Source organism: Limnothrix sp. CMB-01, from assembly GCF_055193175.1.
The window spans coordinates 3,377,555-3,394,251 of the sequence record NZ_CM143720.1 but is presented as its reverse complement, the minus strand read 5'-3'; the positions used below and the strand labels follow the sequence as shown (position 1 = coordinate 3,394,251).

The window sequence follows — 16,697 nt, the reverse complement described above, 5'->3', positions numbered from 1 at the left end:
GTGAAAATCGCCTCCTGCCAGATTCCGTCCCCTGTGGCAATGGTGGGAGAAGCGACGTTCAACCGCTGACGGTCTCAGGGTTTGGCTTGGGCGCTCTCCTCATCGCTTGATACGAATCGACCCTCGGAGATCTTGCGTATCGGAGGGCGCATGGCAATATGGCCCCACAAGAATCGATTTTCCCGCGCCGGTAGGGGCGTACCGCTGTACGCCCTCCGCCAGGATTGATCGCCTGAACCGAATTGGTTTGCGGAGATCTTGCGTATCGGAGGGCGCATGGCGATGTGGCCCCACAAGAATCGATTTTTCCGCGCCGGGTAGGGGCGTACCGCTGTACGCCCTCCGCCAAGGTCGATCGCCTGAACCGAATTGGTTTGCGGAGATCTTGCGTATCGGAGGGCGCATGGCGATGCGCCCCTACGGGTGGGGTGGGGTGGTGAGTTCTTGCAGGAGGGATTGGGTGAGGGGGTGGTTGGAGAGTTCGGCGGTGCGATCGGCTTCGATGGCGGTTTGCACGAGGTGACGGAAATTTTGCCGAAATGTTTGGGTGTTGGGATGGTCTTGACCGAGTTTAGCTAGAGCAATTTCCAAACAGCACCGGTAGAGGGGTTCAGCGGCCTCGTACCATCCCTGGGATTCGTAGAATACTGCCAAGTTGTTGAGGCTGGTGGCGGTGGCAGGATGGTCGGCTCCCAGCACTCGCTCATGGATTTCCAGCGATCGCCGGAAGAGGGGTTCCGCTGCCTCGTACCGTCCCTGGGATTCGTAGAATACTGCCAAGTTGTTGAGGCTGGTGGCAGTGTCGGGATGGTCGGCTCCCAGCACTCGCTCACAGATTTCCAGCGATCGCCGCAAGAGGGGTTCCGCTGCCTCGTAACGTCCCTGGGAGCGATAGAGGTCTGCCAAGTTGTTGAGGCTGGAGGCGGTGTTGGGATGGTCGGCTCCCAGCACTCGCTCACGGATTTCCAGCGATCGCCGGTAGAGGGGTTCCGCTGCCTCGTACCGTCCCTGGGATTCGTAGAATACTGCCAAGTTGTTGAGGCTGGTGGCAGTGTCGGGATGGTCGGCTCCCAGCACTCGCTCACAGATTTCCAGCGATCGCCGCAAGAGGGGTTCCGCTGCCTCGTAACGTCCCTGGGAGCGATAGAGGTCTGCCAAGTTGTTGAGGCTGGAGGCGGTGTTGGGATGGTCGGCTCCCAGCACTCGCTCACGGATTTCCAGCGATCGCCGGTAGAGGGGTTCCGCTGCCTCGTACCGTCCCTGGGAATAGTAGAGTCCTGCCAAGTTGTTGAGACTGAGGGCAGTTTGGGGATGATCGGCTCCCAGCACTCGCTCACGAATTTCCAGCGATCGCCGGTAGAGGGGTTCCGCCGCCTCGTACTGTCCCTGGGAATAGTAGAGTGCTGCCAAGTTGTTGAGGCTGGAGGCGGTGTCGGGATGGTCGGCTCCCAGCACTCGCTCACGGATGTCCAGCGATCGCCGGTAGAGGGGTTCCGCTGCCTCGTACCTTCCCTGGGATCGATAGAGTTCTGCCAAGTTGTTGAGGCTAGTGGCGGTGAGGGGATGGTTGGCTCCCAGCACTCGCTCAACGATTTCCAGAGATCGCCGGTAGAGGGGTTCCGCTGCCTCGTACCGTCCCTGGGATCGGTAGAGGTTTGCCAAGTTGTTGAGGCTGGCGGCCAGGTTTCCCGATGGTTCCTGGGTGTCGTAAGTAGCGATCGCCCGTTGGAAATAGTCCTCAGCGGGGATCGCTTCGCCCGTCCCCCGGCCTGCCTTGTAGCGATCGGCATAGCGATCGCCCAACTGTCGCAGCAGATCCGCCACGGCCAGGCTGCTCGGCCCCAGTTCAGCTTCGGCAGCAGCTAAAGAAGCTTCTAGATCGGCGATTGATAGCCCCACCGGATCGGCACTGTCCGAGGGCAGCGACTCAAGGCGATCGGGACGGATCTCTGATGAAGTAGCCGCTTCCTGAGCCACCACCGCAAACAAAAACACGCCATCCCGCCAGCTCCAAAAGTCCGGTGCTTTTCTCGGCAACTCTGGCCAGACCTGTGATGGCAACCACAAAACAATCGGGAGCGCCAACTCCCGCAAGGCTTCCCGCGTCCATTGCAAATAGCCCAGGAACTTCTCGATCGGCTCGGGGCCCGTCAGCCCCAACGACTCCGCCCCCACCACCGTCACCAGGCTGGGCAACGCCGACCCCGCCTCCGCCAAGGCCAGGCTGACGGCACGGTGCAAGCTGGGGTCTTGGGCATCCAGCCGGGCCCGCAGGGGTTGCGCCTGGCCCGCCAACTCGGATTCGTAGCGCTCAATCCAGGCCAACCGTTGGCGATCGTGGTCGCACCGAGCCAACAAAACCTGCAATTGCCCCAGTCCCATTTCCAAGGAGGCAACGAGGCGATCGTAGGTGCGATCGTTTTCGGGGGTGATTTCTGGGCGATCGTCAGGGTTCATCCGCCAATCCGCTGCTCAATTCGCAACTGATCAATCAACAAAGGATGCACATCGTACCAACTTTCTTTGTTGCGATATTCGATCACATACAAGCTGTGCAAGAGATTCAAAAACTCATCGGCTTTTGGATCATCGGGCTGATAGTTGAAATAGGTTTGCTCCAGAATTTCGCGATCAGATTTGCCAAGGGTAATCGACATTTCATTGCGGAGCGAATCCAACGCCTCTTGCAAAATGGTCTGATCGATTTGAGCTTGGCTAATGTCTGCACCCCGCCGTTGTTGCACACGCAACTCCACCCGCATCAGGCGACAACATTCCTTGGCAATCCGAATCAATTCCCGATTGACTCCGCCACTATAAAGCACAATTTTTTCAGCAACTCCCTCGGCAAACAGGTCTGGCACGACCCGGCGATGGAGAATCTGCAATAGCGTTTGGAACTTATCGGGCACGGGCTGCCCATCGGGCCGGTGACTATCGTTTTTGGCAAACAACTTCAGCACGGGCATCACATAGATATTGGTGCTGGTTTCGGTTTCCAGATGGCTTTTGAGGCGCGTGTCCCGAATGGTGGCGATCGGGATTGTGTAGATCACAATGAAGTTTGGCTCTAGCAGGGACTTCAAATTGCGGTAGAAAATCTCATCAATTTGCGTCAACTCTAGTTTGTCTAGATCATCAATAATCGCCAGAATGGGTTGACCGCTAGCCAGCCGAATTTCGGTAGCAATGTTATTGATCGTATCAATTAGATCACGCAGATCCTTGGAAAATTCAGTTTTGATTTCCTCCCGCATTTTGGCATCGGTCTTCAGCTTGGTTTTGAGCAAGCCAAATAGATCGAAGCCCACTTCTGCCTCGCCACTCACTGATGCTTCTTCAATGTGGGTGCGGGTTTTAAACCAGTTGCGAAAGGCGTTGATCTTGCTGGGGGAAATCGCGATTTTCTCGGCTTCTGCCTTGGCCATCAACTGCACGGCCATGGTGAACAAAATATTGATGTGATTGATTGAGTAGCTTTCAATCAAATCAGCAATTGAGAAAAAGACGGTGAAGTAGCGATCGCGCATCATCTTGGCAAATTCCGCCAGCACCGTCGATTTGCCGCAGCCGCGATGGCCCGCAAAGATGAATTGATTGTCTGACTCGGTGCTGTCTTCCACGAGCTGCTCCAGTTCCGCCAAGCAGCGATCGTTGTAGCTCACCCCAAAGTTTTTCCAATCTTGGTCGGCCACCAGGGGTTGAAGCTGCAAGTTTTGGAAGGCTTTTTGGAAGGCCTCGGAACGGGCAAGGCTGGCCGAAGATGCTTCAGACATGGGAAACCACAGACGAAATAACGGGCGAGAGACCGGGCGATCTGCCCTTGGGTTAATCACCCCAGCCGATGGGGGCGATCGTCGCCATTGTGCCACAGGGGTGCTGGTCAGAATTAGCCTGCTTTATCCTCACCATGGGCTTGGGTCAATCATAGCCCGCACCGGTTGCTGAGTTCTTGCGGGCGCTTGGGCAGGGGATCAGCGGCCGCCAACCGATCGCCGAAGACGGAACCATGGGACAAATCGATCGAGATTTTGCGGAAGATCGGCGCTTGTGTTAAACCGCTAGAGGGTTAATCAACCGGAAATTGGCGCTTAGGAGCTTGGGGATGGCAAAACGATCGAACGAAGGCACCGTCGCAGCCCCCGTTTCGCCAATGCCCGATCGCCCCGCTTCTGGGGTTTATGTGGTAGTGCATGGGCATTTTTATCAACCCCCGCGCGAAAATCCCTATTTGGAGGCGATCGTGCGGCAGCCCAGCGCAGCCCCTTGCCACGATTGGAATGAGCGGGTTTATCGGGAATGCTATCGACCCAATGCCTTCGCCCGAATTTTTAATGATTCGGGGGCGATCGTGGGGTTGGTGAACAATTTTGAGTGGATGAGCTTTAACGCGGGGCCAACGCTGCTGAGCTGGTTGGAGCGGTTTGACCCGGCCACCTATGCCCGAATTTTGGAGGGCGATCGCCTGAGCGCGGCTCGGCTGGGGGGCCATGGCAACGCGATCGCCCAGGTCTATAACCACATCATCATGCCCCTGGCCAATCGGCGGGATAAGCAAACCCAGGTGCGATGGGGCGTGGCGGATTTTCGATCGCGCTTTGGTCGATCGCCCGAAGGCATTTGGTTGGCGGAAACAGCCGTGGATTACGCCACCCTTGATGTGCTCATCGACGAGGGCATTAAATTTGTGATTTTTGCCCCATCCCAGGCCCAGCGCTGCCGACCGCTGCCCACGGAAGCCGATCCGGAGCCGGATTGGGTGGATGTGGGATCGGGGCAAATTGACCCCACTCGGTCTTATCGGTGTTTTGTGCCTAAGGGAGGGGAACCGGAGCCAATCGACCCGGCAGCGCCTTCGGATCCGGCGGCCACCTTGGCCCGCGATCGCTACATTGATCTGTTTCTTTACGATGGGCCAATTTCCGGCGACATGGGTTTTGGGGATGTGCTGACCAGTGCCGCTTCCTTTGCCGATCGGTTGGGATCGGCGGTGCGGGCCGATCGCCCCAGCCAGGTCATTTCCGTGGCCACCGACGGGGAAACCTTTGGTCACCACAAGCGCGATAAGGAAAAGTGCTTGGCCTATGCCCTCAGCATGGAGTTTCCGGGGCGAGGCTGGTGTACCACCAATTTTGCCCATTACCTAAGCCTGCACCCGCCGGAGTGGGAGGTGGCCATGAAGCCGGTGACGGCCTGGAGCTGCTCCCACGGGGTCGATCGCTGGCAGGATGATTGCGGTTGTGGCGGCGGCGGCGGCTGGCATCAGCGCTGGCGGCGACCGTTGCGGGACAGTTTGAACTATTTGCGCGATCGACTGGTGGCGGTGTTTGAACGCTATGCCACACCACTGCTGCGGGATCCTTGGCAGGCCCGCGATGAATATATTGAGTTGGTTTTGGATCGATCGCCCGATCGGATGACAGCATTTTTGGAACGTCATCGGGCCCGCCCCCTGTCAGCCCAGGAGCGAATCGATGCCCTGCGGTTGCTGGAAATGCAGCGCCATGCCCTGTTGATGTTCACCAGTTGCGGCTGGTTTTTTGAGGAAATCTCTCGCCCGGAAGGGGTGCAGATTTTGCGCTATGCCAGCCGGGCGATCGAGCTGGCGGCCGAAGTGGCCGGCGTGAATTTGGAGCCGGACTTTGTGGCCCAACTGGCAGCGGCCCCTAGCAACGTGCCGGAATTTGGCGACGGGGCGGAGGTTTATCGACAGTTGGTTTTGGATGATCATGTCAGTTTTGAGCAGGTGGTGGCGGCCCACGCGATCGGCTCTTTGATTCCCAACCAACCACGCCAAAGCCGAGCCTATTGCTACACGATCGAACAGCAGGATTACCAACTGCAACGGCTGGGATCCCTGGCTTTGGCCGTGGGCGAGTTGGTGGTGACTTCGGATATTGCGGGCGAGTCTGCCCATTTTGTCTTTGGAGCCTTGCACTTGGGCGGTTGGGATTTTCACTGTTGTGTGCAGCCGTTCCAAGGCCGATTAGCCTACAGCAAGCTGAAGGAGCGGCTGTTTGCGGCGTTGGAGTCTGCCAGTGCGGCCCAGGTGGTCTTGGCCCTGAGTGCCACCATGGGCGGCCAGTCCCGGGGATTTGCCTTGGCGGATCTCTGTGCGGAGGATCGCGATCGGCTGATGCGGGTGCTGGTACAGGAAACAACGGCAAGGCTGGATACGCTGTACGATCGCGCCTATCGTGACAACTGCGGGATCATGACCCGGTTCTATCGAGATGCGCTGCCGGTTCCCCGCGAATTACAGGTGGCGGCGGAGTTGGCCTTGGGTCAGCGGGTGTTGGCCTTGGTGCAGCGGTTGGCCGGCGAGTTGGAAACTTGGCCCTTGGCAGCGATCGAGGCCGGGCCGGGAACGCTAACGGAGTTGGAAGCGGTGGCCGCCGAAGCCCAGCGCCTCCACTGTCAATTGGATGGGCTGGAAATTGCCCCTTGGATTACGCGGGCGATCGGGCGGTTGCTGGAACGGGCATTGGGCTTGGTGGAAACGGAACTGAGCGGGCATCCTGCCGCTGACCCAGAACAGTCCCTGGGCGGGTTCCGGGTGGCTGTGGATGCGATCGAGCGACTCACCAGCCTCAGCCGATCGCTTCAACTCACCTTAGATCTAGATTTGGTGCAGGAGCGGCTCTTTTTCTGGTGGCAGGGTTCCATGGCCGCCGCGCCCTTGGATGATCGGTGGTTGGGCTGTTTGGGGGATTTGGGGCAGGCCCTGGCCGTGCGGCTGCGACCGGGCCCCTACAGTAATTTGCTGATCGATCGTCCCCGATCATCTTGAGCCAATTGGCAGCAATCTGAATCGATCAGGGGCAATCCGAGGCGATCGCCCCAAGTCTAATCCCGTCGGGCAGCCGTGCATCCTAACCCGGATCGCAAAAATCTCGGAAATACCGGAGATATCAGAGGTCTATTCTGCTTTTGTGGCGGCGGTTTTCAGTATCATAAAGGGCGGTCAAAATGTCAGCCCTATGACCTACAACCCTCGGATTCAGGATCTACCCGCCACAGAACGCCCCCGGGAGCGGTTGGCAGCCTTTGGCCCCCGCAGCCTCTCGAATGCGGAACTGTTGGCCATTTTGTTGGGCACGGGCCAAGGGCCGGGCAAGCTCTCGGCCGTGGGGTTGGGGCAACTGATTTTGCAAACCTTGGGGGGCGATCGCCAGGATCCGCTAGCCGTCCTGCGCGATGCATCCTTGGCGGAACTGACCCAAATTCACGGGGTGGGGGATGCCAAGGCGACGGCAATTTTGGCGGCAGTGGAGTTGGGCAAGCGGATTTTGCAAACCCGACCGCTCGATCGGGCCGTGATTGACACCCCAGCCGCCGCCGCCGCTGCCCTCAGTCAGGATTTGATGTGGCAACCGCAGGAACGGTTTGCCCTGTTGTTGTTAGATTCCAAAAATCGACTCCTAGCCACCCAAGTCCTGACGATCGGGACGGAAACCCAAACCCTGGCCCATCCTCGCGATATTTTTCGGGAGCTGATTCGTCAGGGCGCTGCCGCCTGCATTGTGGCTCACAATCACCCCTCGGGCGACCTAACCCCCAGTCCTGAGGATTTGACCCTCACGGAGCAGCTTTTGGCAGGGGCCCATTTTCTGGAACTGCCGCTGTTGGATCATTTGGTGGTGGGCTATGGGGAATTTCGCAGCCTGCGCGAGACCACCGATCTTTGGGCCGCCTATCCCGCCATGGGCTAAGGGGGCTAGCTCAAGGTTGGGCGGGTGGCTCCGGCGTTTCGGGATTCTCCGGGGGATCTTCCGGCGGGTCAAAGGTGGGCCCATCCCAAGCACTCGACCAATAGACCCGACCGCCGCCGGTCATTGGTTTGGCCGGTTGCCAGCCGTTCAGCATCTCTTGCAGAGCATCCAAAGAGATCGATCGAGTCTCCCGCAGCTTGTGCCAAACCGATCGCGACAGCAGCAAGGAATGCTCAAATCGCTCGGCCCCAATACTTTCCAGATAGGCTTCCCGCTCCGGCTGGTAGTCCGCAGAAGCCAGCAAGAGGGGCAAATCGGGATTGAGCGATCGGGTAATCCGCGCCATTTGGGCCATCAACTCGGGATAGAGCCAGGTATAGGCCGGATGCACGGTTAACTCCGCCCGGTGGGGCAGCGCTGCATATCGGTGCGATCGCACTTGGAAATAGCCGATCGCGGCCTTCCGTTGGGGTTCAAACACATAACCCATCGTGGTTTCCAGCCCATCCATCCGCTGCCGGGTGTCCGCCAGGGCCGCCAACCAATCCGCCTTGAAGTCATCCACGCGCAAATCAAAGGTCTGGCGCACATGGGGGGGCATGGCCGCCGTATCCAGTTGATACAGCAAGGGCGCATCGGCATTCCCCACCGGCATCAGGTTGGGCAAGTCCGGTTCCCGCTCCGCCAGGGCTGTGAGGGCGGCCGGCGGAATAGACCAATAGGTTAACTGGGCGATCGGCTGGAATCCGTTTTGGCGATAGAGCGCCAGGGCATCTTTGCCATGCACATTCACCTCCAGCATCCAGGTGCGTGCTTCCCAAATGGTTTCAAAGCAGTAGCGCAACAGCTCGGAGCCGATGCCCTGGCTGCGACATTCCGGCATCACAGCCACCTGCTTCACACGCCAAGTGCTGCGCGATCGATTCACGGGCATCACTGCGATCGCCCCGCAAACCCGCCGATCGCGCTCGGCCACGCTGGCCCGTAACCGTCGCTGGCTGGGGGCCAGCATCTCCATCAGTGCCGATAAGCCATACCAAGTGCGCAGCCGCGGCCAATCCACCCCTGCCGTTTCCAGGGGGCTTCCTAGCCCGTCAAAGTCCGCTGAGTCCGCCGCAAGCTGGGCGATCGCATCCAAATCGCGATATTGGGCCCCTCGCAGGACAAGATCGGCATTTTGAGGCAAAAAAGCAGGCATCGCGCAGCCGCTCCCACATGGCAGGTTGCTCCTACTGTAGCGGTTTTGATTCCCAGGTGGGGTAACCGTTGGCGAATCCCGATCGTCAATCCCAAACGCCAGTGCTGCGATCGGGGCTAGGGCCTTAATTTTCGGGTGAGTAATTCAGCCCCTTCCTTAACCGCTATTCAAGCCGTTGGATTGATTATTTTCGATTTTGCACTTTCGGTTTCTGATTCAAGAATCGCCTGATTCTTTATTCGTCAACATTCCAATTTTCAGTGATTAACATCCAAATTCTTAATTGTCACAAGCTTTCAAAACCAGGAAATTCAACACCCTGATTCGTTGCTTCAAGTAGTTGCAAACCTGACAGATTGATAACTGGCCCACCCCAGGAAACCAACCGAGAACCGCAGTTGTCTGATAAAGCAACTGAGAAGGAAAACCTCGGAATTCAATCGGGTTTGGGAATTTTGAAATACTCGGCTCCGTCAAGATTTGCCAGTTTTTCAACTGTCCATCCCTCCGATCTCCGGATTTTAAACCCCTTTTCAGAAGTATGCAAAGAAGCGCACAGAATGCTTCTCTCAGAATTTTTCAGGGGATTCTTGATCGGGTTCCCCCTCGCTCCTCAGGATTTAAAACCATGCTGAATCGCAATCGCTGGAAAGCCGCCGCCGCTCTGTTGATGACCTTCGGAATGAACGTCACCACCATCACCCCGATGCTGGTTGCCCCTCTGGCTGCCCCTGCTCCGGCCGTGGCCCAAACCATTTCATTCCCTGATGTACCTGCCAATCATTGGGCCAGTGATTACATCCGCGCGCTGGTTTCTCAAAACATTTTGGCGGGTTTTCCCGATGGCACTTTTCGCCCCGATGCACCGGTCACGCGGGCAGAATTTTCAGCCATGTTACGCAAGGTTTATCAACGGGGCAGCATCCGCAGCGCGATCAATTTTGTAGATGTGCCCAGCAGCCATTGGGCCTATGATGCCATTCGCCGCGCCTATGAAATGGGCTTTGTTTCTGGTTATCCCGATGGCATCTTTTTGCCGGAACAAAACATTCCGCGTGAGCAGGTTTTGGTGGCGTTGGCAAATGGTTTGAACTATCAAGCAGCGGCTCCCACGGAACAGGTTTTAGGCAACTTTGCGGATAGTGGGGCCATTTCCAATTTTGCCCGCGGCCCGATCGCGGCAGCCACTGAAAAACGGATGGTGGTGAACTATCCGAACGTCAGCTATTTGAACCCTGGACGCAATGCCACCCGAGCGGAAGTGGCGGCTTTTCTCTACCAAGCCTTGACCAGTGAAGGGCGAGTGGCGGCTCTGAGTTCGCCTTATATTGCCAATGCTCAAACCGTGGCCACCAACTATCGGATTGCGGCGGGCACATCCCTGCCTGTGAGCTACATGAAGGAAAAAATCCTGCTGATGCCGGATGAAACCTTGCCGGTGACTTTTAATGTGCGCAACAACATCACCACCACCACGGGCCAGGTGTTGATTCCGGCGGGCAGCCAAGTGAAGGGAAATCTGCGGCCGGCCGGCGACAAGGCGACGCAGTTTGTGGCGCAGGAAATTGTGATGCCCGATGGTTCAACGCGCTCCCTGAAGGCCACGTCCAGTGTGATTACAACGACGGAAACGGTGCGCAAGGGGGCTGATTTGGGTCGGTTGCTGAAGAATACGGCGATCGGGACGGCGGCGGCGGCGGCCATCTCGGCGGTGACGGGCGATCGGGCGATCGCCACGGAAGAGTTGCTGATCGGTGCGGGTGGCGGTGCGCTCTTGAGCCTAATCGAGCGGTTCTTGGGTCGCAACAGCATCGATGTGCTGGTGGTGCAACCGGAAACGAATCTGAACCTGACCCTCACGGATGATTTTGTGGTGGCGGCTCGCTAGGCGGGAAGTCCGCAAACCCGGCAGCGGGACTGAGACCCTGATTCAGAGCGTTCTCAGTCCCGTTGAGAGCATCCCGTTGAGCGCGATCGAGCGCCATGGCCCTTAGCTTGCGGGTTGCGGTTTCGATTTGGCTTCCAAATCTTCCAGGCGCGATCGCAGGGTTTGGTTGTCTTTTTTCAGTTGATCTAACTCTTGGCGTACCTGATCCAAGGCGCGATCGGAACCCGCATTGTGCTGCACTCGCTTCACGGCTTCTTCTGCCATCCGGCGCACGCGGCCATCGGGCGACTGACTGGCCAACCCTTGCAAAATCCCGATCGCCTTGGTGGTTTCCATTTGTCCCAGGGCAGCCACCACCGCCACTTGGGTTAGGAAAAAGCTCTCGCGGGCGTAGGTTTGCAGCCCATTCAAGACCCGATCGACCGCTGGGGCTTCTTGACCGTTGGCCACCGCGCCCAGGGCCCGAATGGCCGCCAAGCGCAGGGCTTGGGGAATGCCCGGTTGGCTGGTTTCCAAAATCAGTTCCAGGGCGGCGGCGGAGGTTTTGAGGGCGCTCAGGCCACTGATGGCTCCCGATCGCACCACTTCATTCCAGCCCGATCGCTTTTTCAGGGCAGATTTGAGCAGCGTAATCGCCCGATCGGCCAAGGCCGGTTGGGCAGACGCGATCGACCCGATGGCCGCCAAGGCCGCCGACTCGGTGGAATAGCTGGCATCACCCTTTTTGGCGATCGGCTCCAGCACCGAATAAGCCGCCTCGGTTTTGAGGGAAGCAATGGCCTGAATCACCGATCGACGCACGCGGGGATCCGAATCCTTCAACCCCGGCTTCAGGGCCGCCAACACCCCATCCAAGCCAATGGTGGCCAGGTGATCGGCCACCTCGGCACGCACCCCCCAGAAGCGATCGCGAGTCAGGGATTGGGCCAAAGCATTCAAGGCCTCCAGCGTGCCTTTTTGGGCGATCGCCTTAGCCGCAAACACCCGGGCGATCGGGTCAGGATCAAACTGCAATTGGGCTTTCAATTCCGGCAGCGGATAATCTAGCTCCACCGTTTTGAGCCAATGATTCCCCGGATCAAAACTGACGAAATCTGGTTTTTGCTCCAAGGGGAAATAGAAGGTTTGTTCCCGATCGTGAATGGCCAGCTTCACGGTTTTGAACGTGACCTTGGGGGCGGGGGCTGCCGCTTTTTTTGACTTTTTCGATTTCGGAGCGGGGCTGGCTGCTTCATAGCTGAGGGTTGCAAAAGCCACCGGAATTTTTAAATTAAACAGCGTCTCCAAATCCCCTTCCTTAGCTTGGGTTTGGATCACAGTCAATTTTGCAATGTTATTTTCCCCATCCCAGCTATAGGCAACCTTGAAATCAGGATGGCCTCCTCGAAACACATACTGATCAAACAGAAACAACAAATTGCGACCCGTTGTCTGTTCGATCGCTCGCAAGAGGTCGATCGTTTCGATGGCACCAAAGGCATGATTTTTGACAAATGTTTGAATTGATCTCCAAAACAAATCATCGCCCAATTCCTGATGCAGCATGTGATAAACACAGCCGCCCTTTTCATAGGTATGGCAATCATAAAGTTCGATCGGCTCGCGATAAACATGGGTCACCATGGGCCGCCGGTAGCGCCGCCGATCTTCCCCTAAATAGGCCCGTTGATCACCCAGGCGATAATAGGCCGCTTCCTCCGATCCATATTCATGCTCAGTCCAGAGGGTTTCGGAATAGGTAGCCATGCCTTCTTTCAGCCAAGCATGAGACCAATGCTTAATGACCAGCAAATCGCCAAACCACTGGTGAGCCAGCTCATGAACCACCAAAGCTTCGGAATTACGATTATCGATCGCTGCTCGTTCATCTAACAAACAGCGATCGGTTAACAGGGTCATGGAAGTGTTTTCCATACCCCCGAAAATGAAATCCTCCATGCAAGCTTGTCCATACTTGCTATAGGGATAGTCATAGTCAAATTTTTCGCTGAGAAAGTCCATCATCGCGGGCGTTTTGCCCATGGTGCGCTGGGCTTCCGAAGCCCGATTCTGAGCGGTGTAATAGCTCACAGGTCGGCCGCGCCACTCATCCTTAATCTCTGCAAAATCTCCCACAGCCAGGGTAAACAGATAAACCGGATGAGGCTGTTTTTGATGCCAATGGTAAGTGGTGGTTTTGCCCTTAGTGGTCTGATTAATCAGCTCTCCATTTGAAAGCACCAGCAAACCACTGGGCACTTGCACTTGCATTTCGGAGGTGCAGAGTTGCCCTGGAAAATCAAAGCAGGGAAACCAAAACCGAGAATCTTCGTCCTCGCCTTGAGTCCAAACTTGCACATTTTTATTGGGATAGTCCGCCGTGGGCTGCACAAAATAGATGCCTCGTTGGGGACGATCTAATTGATAGTCAATGACTAATTTAAAGAGGTGATCGCGCTGGGTTGGTTCCGCAAGGGTAATGGCTAATTTTTCGCCGTCATACTCAAATTTCTGGGCGGTTTTGCCCACTCGCACCCCTTGAATTTGCATCGCCACCGCATCTAATTCCAGGCGATCGACTCCATCTTGTACGGGCAACAGGTCGATCGAGCAAGTTCCCGTGACCTGGCAATTGGGAATATCCAACACCAAATCAAGGGCCACATGTTGCGTGCGCACCGGGCGATCGGGGAGATAGTGGGGCTTGGCTCCGGGAAGTTGAAACGATCGCACTTCATCTGCACTCAAACCCCAAAATGCTTCCAAAAACCGATTCCGCGACATGGTGGATTGCCCCTAACGATGATGGACTAGCGAAAAATTGCTGACAAATTGAACGATTTGAGCCAGCTTGGCAAATTATTGATGGTCTTGGGCACAAAAATTATTGGCTCATCCCAGACTCGCCGTAGTTATTTTTAACATAACCATCAGAAAATTAGGGCAAGATCAATGGTAGAGATTACAAGATGGCTAGGAGTTGAACCCAATTGAAACCCGGCCCATCGGCTAATCTAGGAATAGTCAACGTTATGAGCTGTGACGAACCCAGCAACCAGATACAAGATCGCTGCTTATTGAAAAGCACTTCTCAAAATCATTTATTCACCAATAACCTCTTTCAAAATCTTCCGATCGAGTTACCCGAAGAGATCTTTGAAACGATTTTGCAAACTCCCGAGATCAAAATTGAGCGAATTTTATCAAAGGGACACCGATCGGAACCTGAGTTTTGGTACGACCAAGCGCAATCCGAATGGGTTTTGGTGCTTCAAGGTCGTGCCCATTTGGAACTACCGGAAGGCAGGGTTGAGCTAAAGCCTGGCGACTATTTCAATATTCCTGCTCACCAAAAACATCGGGTTGCTTGGACAGACCCGAATGTGGAAACCATTTGGCTAGCAATTTTTTATTGAAATTTGCGCTCTGATGAGAGGGGATGAATTATCGTTTTTGAGGCTTGATTAGCCCCGAAATGTTGCTTTCAAGATTGATTTCAAAAACGACTTTTAACCTTGGGTTCTTTTAACCTTGGGTTCTTTTAGCTTTGGGCCACAACAACTCGATCGCGCCCGGCCCATTTCGCTTGATAGAGAGCGGCATCGGCCGCTTGCAACAGGGTGGCTACGGTAACCGCATGTTGCGGAAAGCTGGCCACCCCAAAGGAGGCAGTAATTGCCCCCAGGGTTTGCCCGCCGTGACGCAAGGACAAATACTTCAGCTCTTGGCACATCACCTCCGCCCGTTGCACCGTTTCTTCGAGGGTGGCTCCGGGCAAAATCAGTGTCATTTCCTCGCCACCATAGCGACAGGCGATATCGGAACCTCGGATGCGACTTTGCAGAAATTGCGCCACTTCCTGCAACACCAAGTCCCCGGCATCGTGGCCAAAGGTGTCGTTGAATTGTTTGAAATGGTCAATGTCCAAAATGATTGCCCCGATCGGGGAGCGATCGCGCCGGGCCCGACAAACCGCTTGCTCCAGGGCTTCCTCTAAATAGCGTCGGTTATAGAGACCGGTGAGCGGGTCGCGGATGCTTTGTTGTTGCAGGGTTTCCCGCAATCGCAGGTTGGAAATGGCCAAGGCCACCTGCTCCGCCACGGTGCGGGCGAGCTGTTGTTTTGGAGCCGAAAGGGAATCGTGCTGCGGGGTGCAAAGATATAGCAGTCCGAGGGTTTCGCTTTGGGCCATCATTGGCAAACAAAGGGATTCCGCTTGGGATCCCAGGGGGTGGGCATGGCGACAGAGCAACCCCGTGTGCTTGTGCTCGGCCCAATGGATGCGGCCACGACGCAGGGCCCAGCAATCATCGGGATAGAACAGGGTTTCCCCGATCGGGTCAGGGCCCCAAGTGGCCACCGCCTCCAGGGCCACGCGAGTCGATTCCAGGGTAAACAGGGCCCCGGAACAGCCGGGAAACAGAGCTTGCACCAGGTCAGCCACGGCGGTGTAGGCTTCCTCCACGGTCACGCAAACCTGCAGGAAATCAATCATTTCACTCAGCAGCGCCATTTCGCGGTTGCGAAACTTCAGCTCCTCAATGCGTCGCTCCAGTTGTTGATTGGTTTCCTGAAGCACCTGTTCGGCCTGCTTGGTTTGGGTCACATCCCGAAAAGTCAGGGTCAGGCCGTCGCCTAATTTCACCGCCGTGAGTTGCAACCAAGCATCGCGGCCGTCAACTTGGGTGATTCGGAGCGATCGACTGAAGGCTTGGCCAGTTTCCACCACCCGCACATAGGCTTCAAAGAGGCCGTCTTGGCGCACAAGGGGCACTTGATCAAGCAGTTGTCGATTCAGCAGTTGATTGCGCGATCGCCCCAGCACCATTTCGGCCGAGGCGTTCACCGCCGTCCACAAAAAGTCCACAATTTGCCCGGCCCCGTTGCGAATCGTGCGCAGGGCAGCAATTCCATCGATCGAACTGTCGAGAATATCCGCCAGTTCTTGTTGGGTGCGGGCCAATTCGCTAATGTCCGTCAGGACTCCCCAAAGGATATCTTCCCCGTTGACCGCGCTGTGGCGCACCGCCCGCACCAGGCCATGAACAATGTTTTGATTGCGGTGCTCAAACCGCTGAATCAGTTGAATGCAGTTGGCCTGGTTCACCTGCACCGCCTGCCGCAGATTGTTCAGGGTCGATCGATCTTCCTCAATGAGCCGCTGTTCCCAAGTGGCCCACTCATCGGCCAACTCCGAGGGGCCATAGCCCAACAGGGCCTTCCACCGAGGCGACAACACCAGGCGATCGGTCGTTAGGTTCCATTCCCAAACCCCATCGTTCACCACTTGGGCAACCCCATCGCCCACTTGTCCCAGGAAATGGGTCAAACCGGCAGACCAGTAGCCATGCACCGGCTGCGAACAAATTAGCGGGGAATAGTCTGAGTCTGGGGCTGGTTCTGACAACTGACCAGCCAGGCCGCCCCGTTCCACCACCGCTTCCAGCAAAGCAGTACGAGAAATAACCCCCGCAAAAACTCCCTGCTCCTCTAGCAACACCAACCAGGCGCATTTTTGAGCCTGAAACGTGTCCCAAGCGGTTTGCAAATTGGTCTGAGCGGGCAAGGTCACGGGTGGTCTAGCCAGGCTCATGAGGGCAGAGGTGGCCAATTCCCGCTGGGTCGCCACGGCCCAGGCCAGCTCGCTCACCGTCAGCACCCCGATCGGCTTCTCGCCCTGGGCCGTCGGCAACACCAGCACAATCAATTGTGATTCAGCAATCTGCGATGGGTGAATTCCCTGAAGATGCTGCACCATGTCTGCGATAGTTTTGTCCGCTGAAATCACCAGCGCTTGCGTTGCCGCAAGGTAGCCAGCTTCGCCCAGGGACAGGGAACGGACAGCGGGAATAATTTGGTGAGAATCAAGCACAGGATAGGAAAAAGCAAACGCCTGAATCAGTGAAATCGTTTGAATCGT

9 protein-coding genes are annotated in these 16,697 nt (G+C 56.5%); 4 read left to right on the top strand and 5 right to left on the bottom strand.

From position 1 onward, the window contains the following. Positions 1–417 precede the first annotated feature (417 nt). Both ACZA91_RS14080 and ACZA91_RS14075 read right to left on the bottom strand, forming a co-directional pair. Positions 418–2,457 carry a tetratricopeptide repeat protein gene (locus tag ACZA91_RS14080; RefSeq protein ID WP_463182871.1) on the bottom strand — a complete coding sequence of 680 codons (2,040 nt, stop codon included), beginning with the start codon at positions 2,455–2,457 and terminating at the stop codon, positions 418–420. Further along, positions 2,454–3,776: a P-loop NTPase fold protein gene (locus ACZA91_RS14075; RefSeq protein ID WP_190355214.1), complete on the bottom strand. Its 1,323-nt coding sequence runs from the start codon at positions 3,774–3,776 to the stop codon at positions 2,454–2,456. The genes ACZA91_RS14080 and ACZA91_RS14075 overlap by 4 nt, the downstream gene beginning before the upstream one ends. A 329-nt stretch (positions 3,777–4,105) precedes the next feature. On the opposite strand from ACZA91_RS14075, the gene ACZA91_RS14070 reads away from it, so the two are divergent. Together ACZA91_RS14070 and radC are read left to right on the top strand one after the other, a co-directional pair. Then, complete coding sequence (locus ACZA91_RS14070; protein ID WP_463182868.1) at positions 4,106–6,790, top strand: DUF3536 domain-containing protein; 2,685 nt, start codon at positions 4,106–4,108, stop codon at positions 6,788–6,790. 190 nt (positions 6,791–6,980) lie between these two features. Further along, on the top strand, positions 6,981–7,712 hold the full coding sequence (gene radC / locus ACZA91_RS14065; RefSeq protein WP_190531897.1) for a RadC family protein: 732 nt from the start codon (positions 6,981–6,983) through the stop codon (positions 7,710–7,712). Positions 7,713–7,722: 10 nt separating this feature from the next. On the opposite strand, the gene ACZA91_RS14060 is transcribed toward radC, so the two are convergent. After that, a complete protein-coding gene (locus ACZA91_RS14060) occupies positions 7,723–8,910 on the bottom strand; it encodes a GNAT family N-acetyltransferase (RefSeq protein WP_190531899.1) in 1,188 nt (395 codons plus the stop codon). A 628-nt stretch (positions 8,911–9,538) separates the two neighbouring features. On the opposite strand from ACZA91_RS14060, the gene ACZA91_RS14055 reads away from it, so the two are divergent. After that, positions 9,539–10,798 carry an S-layer homology domain-containing protein gene (locus ACZA91_RS14055; RefSeq protein WP_190531901.1) on the top strand — a complete coding sequence of 420 codons (1,260 nt, stop codon included), beginning with the start codon at positions 9,539–9,541 and terminating at the stop codon, positions 10,796–10,798. A gap of 102 nt (positions 10,799–10,900) precedes the next feature. Here the strand turns inward: ACZA91_RS14055 and ACZA91_RS14050 are convergent, their stop codons facing one another. Then, a complete protein-coding gene (locus ACZA91_RS14050) occupies positions 10,901–13,561 on the bottom strand; it encodes a M1 family aminopeptidase (protein WP_463182864.1) in 2,661 nt (886 codons plus the stop codon). A gap of 293 nt (positions 13,562–13,854) precedes the next feature. Between ACZA91_RS14050 and ACZA91_RS14045 the strand changes: the two genes are divergently transcribed. Beyond that, positions 13,855–14,193, top strand: a complete 339-nt coding sequence (locus tag ACZA91_RS14045; protein ID WP_463182862.1) for a cupin domain-containing protein — start codon at positions 13,855–13,857, stop codon at positions 14,191–14,193. Positions 14,194–14,318: 125 nt separating this feature from the next. Here ACZA91_RS14045 and ACZA91_RS14040 read toward each other — a convergent pair whose 3' ends face one another. Further along, positions 14,319–16,649 (bottom strand): diguanylate cyclase, encoded by a 2,331-nt coding sequence (locus tag ACZA91_RS14040; protein WP_099532563.1) that lies wholly within the window; start codon positions 16,647–16,649, stop codon positions 14,319–14,321. Positions 16,650–16,697 lie beyond the last annotated feature (48 nt).

Coding starts and splice junctions, on each gene's coding strand:
- ACZA91_RS14050 (WP_463182864.1), bottom strand. CDS start 13,561: ATGTCGCGGAATCGGTTTTTGGAAGCATTTTGGGGTTTGAGTGCAGAT.
- ACZA91_RS14060 (WP_190531899.1), bottom strand. CDS start 8,910: ATGCCTGCTTTTTTGCCTCAAAATGCCGATCTTGTCCTGCGAGGGGCC.
- ACZA91_RS14070 (WP_463182868.1), top strand. CDS start 4,106: ATGGCAAAACGATCGAACGAAGGCACCGTCGCAGCCCCCGTTTCGCCA.
- ACZA91_RS14075 (WP_190355214.1), bottom strand. CDS start 3,776: ATGTCTGAAGCATCTTCGGCCAGCCTTGCCCGTTCCGAGGCCTTCCAA.
- radC (WP_190531897.1), top strand. CDS start 6,981: ATGACCTACAACCCTCGGATTCAGGATCTACCCGCCACAGAACGCCCC.
- ACZA91_RS14080 (WP_463182871.1), bottom strand. CDS start 2,457: ATGAACCCTGACGATCGCCCAGAAATCACCCCCGAAAACGATCGCACC.
- ACZA91_RS14055 (WP_190531901.1), top strand. CDS start 9,539: ATGCTGAATCGCAATCGCTGGAAAGCCGCCGCCGCTCTGTTGATGACC.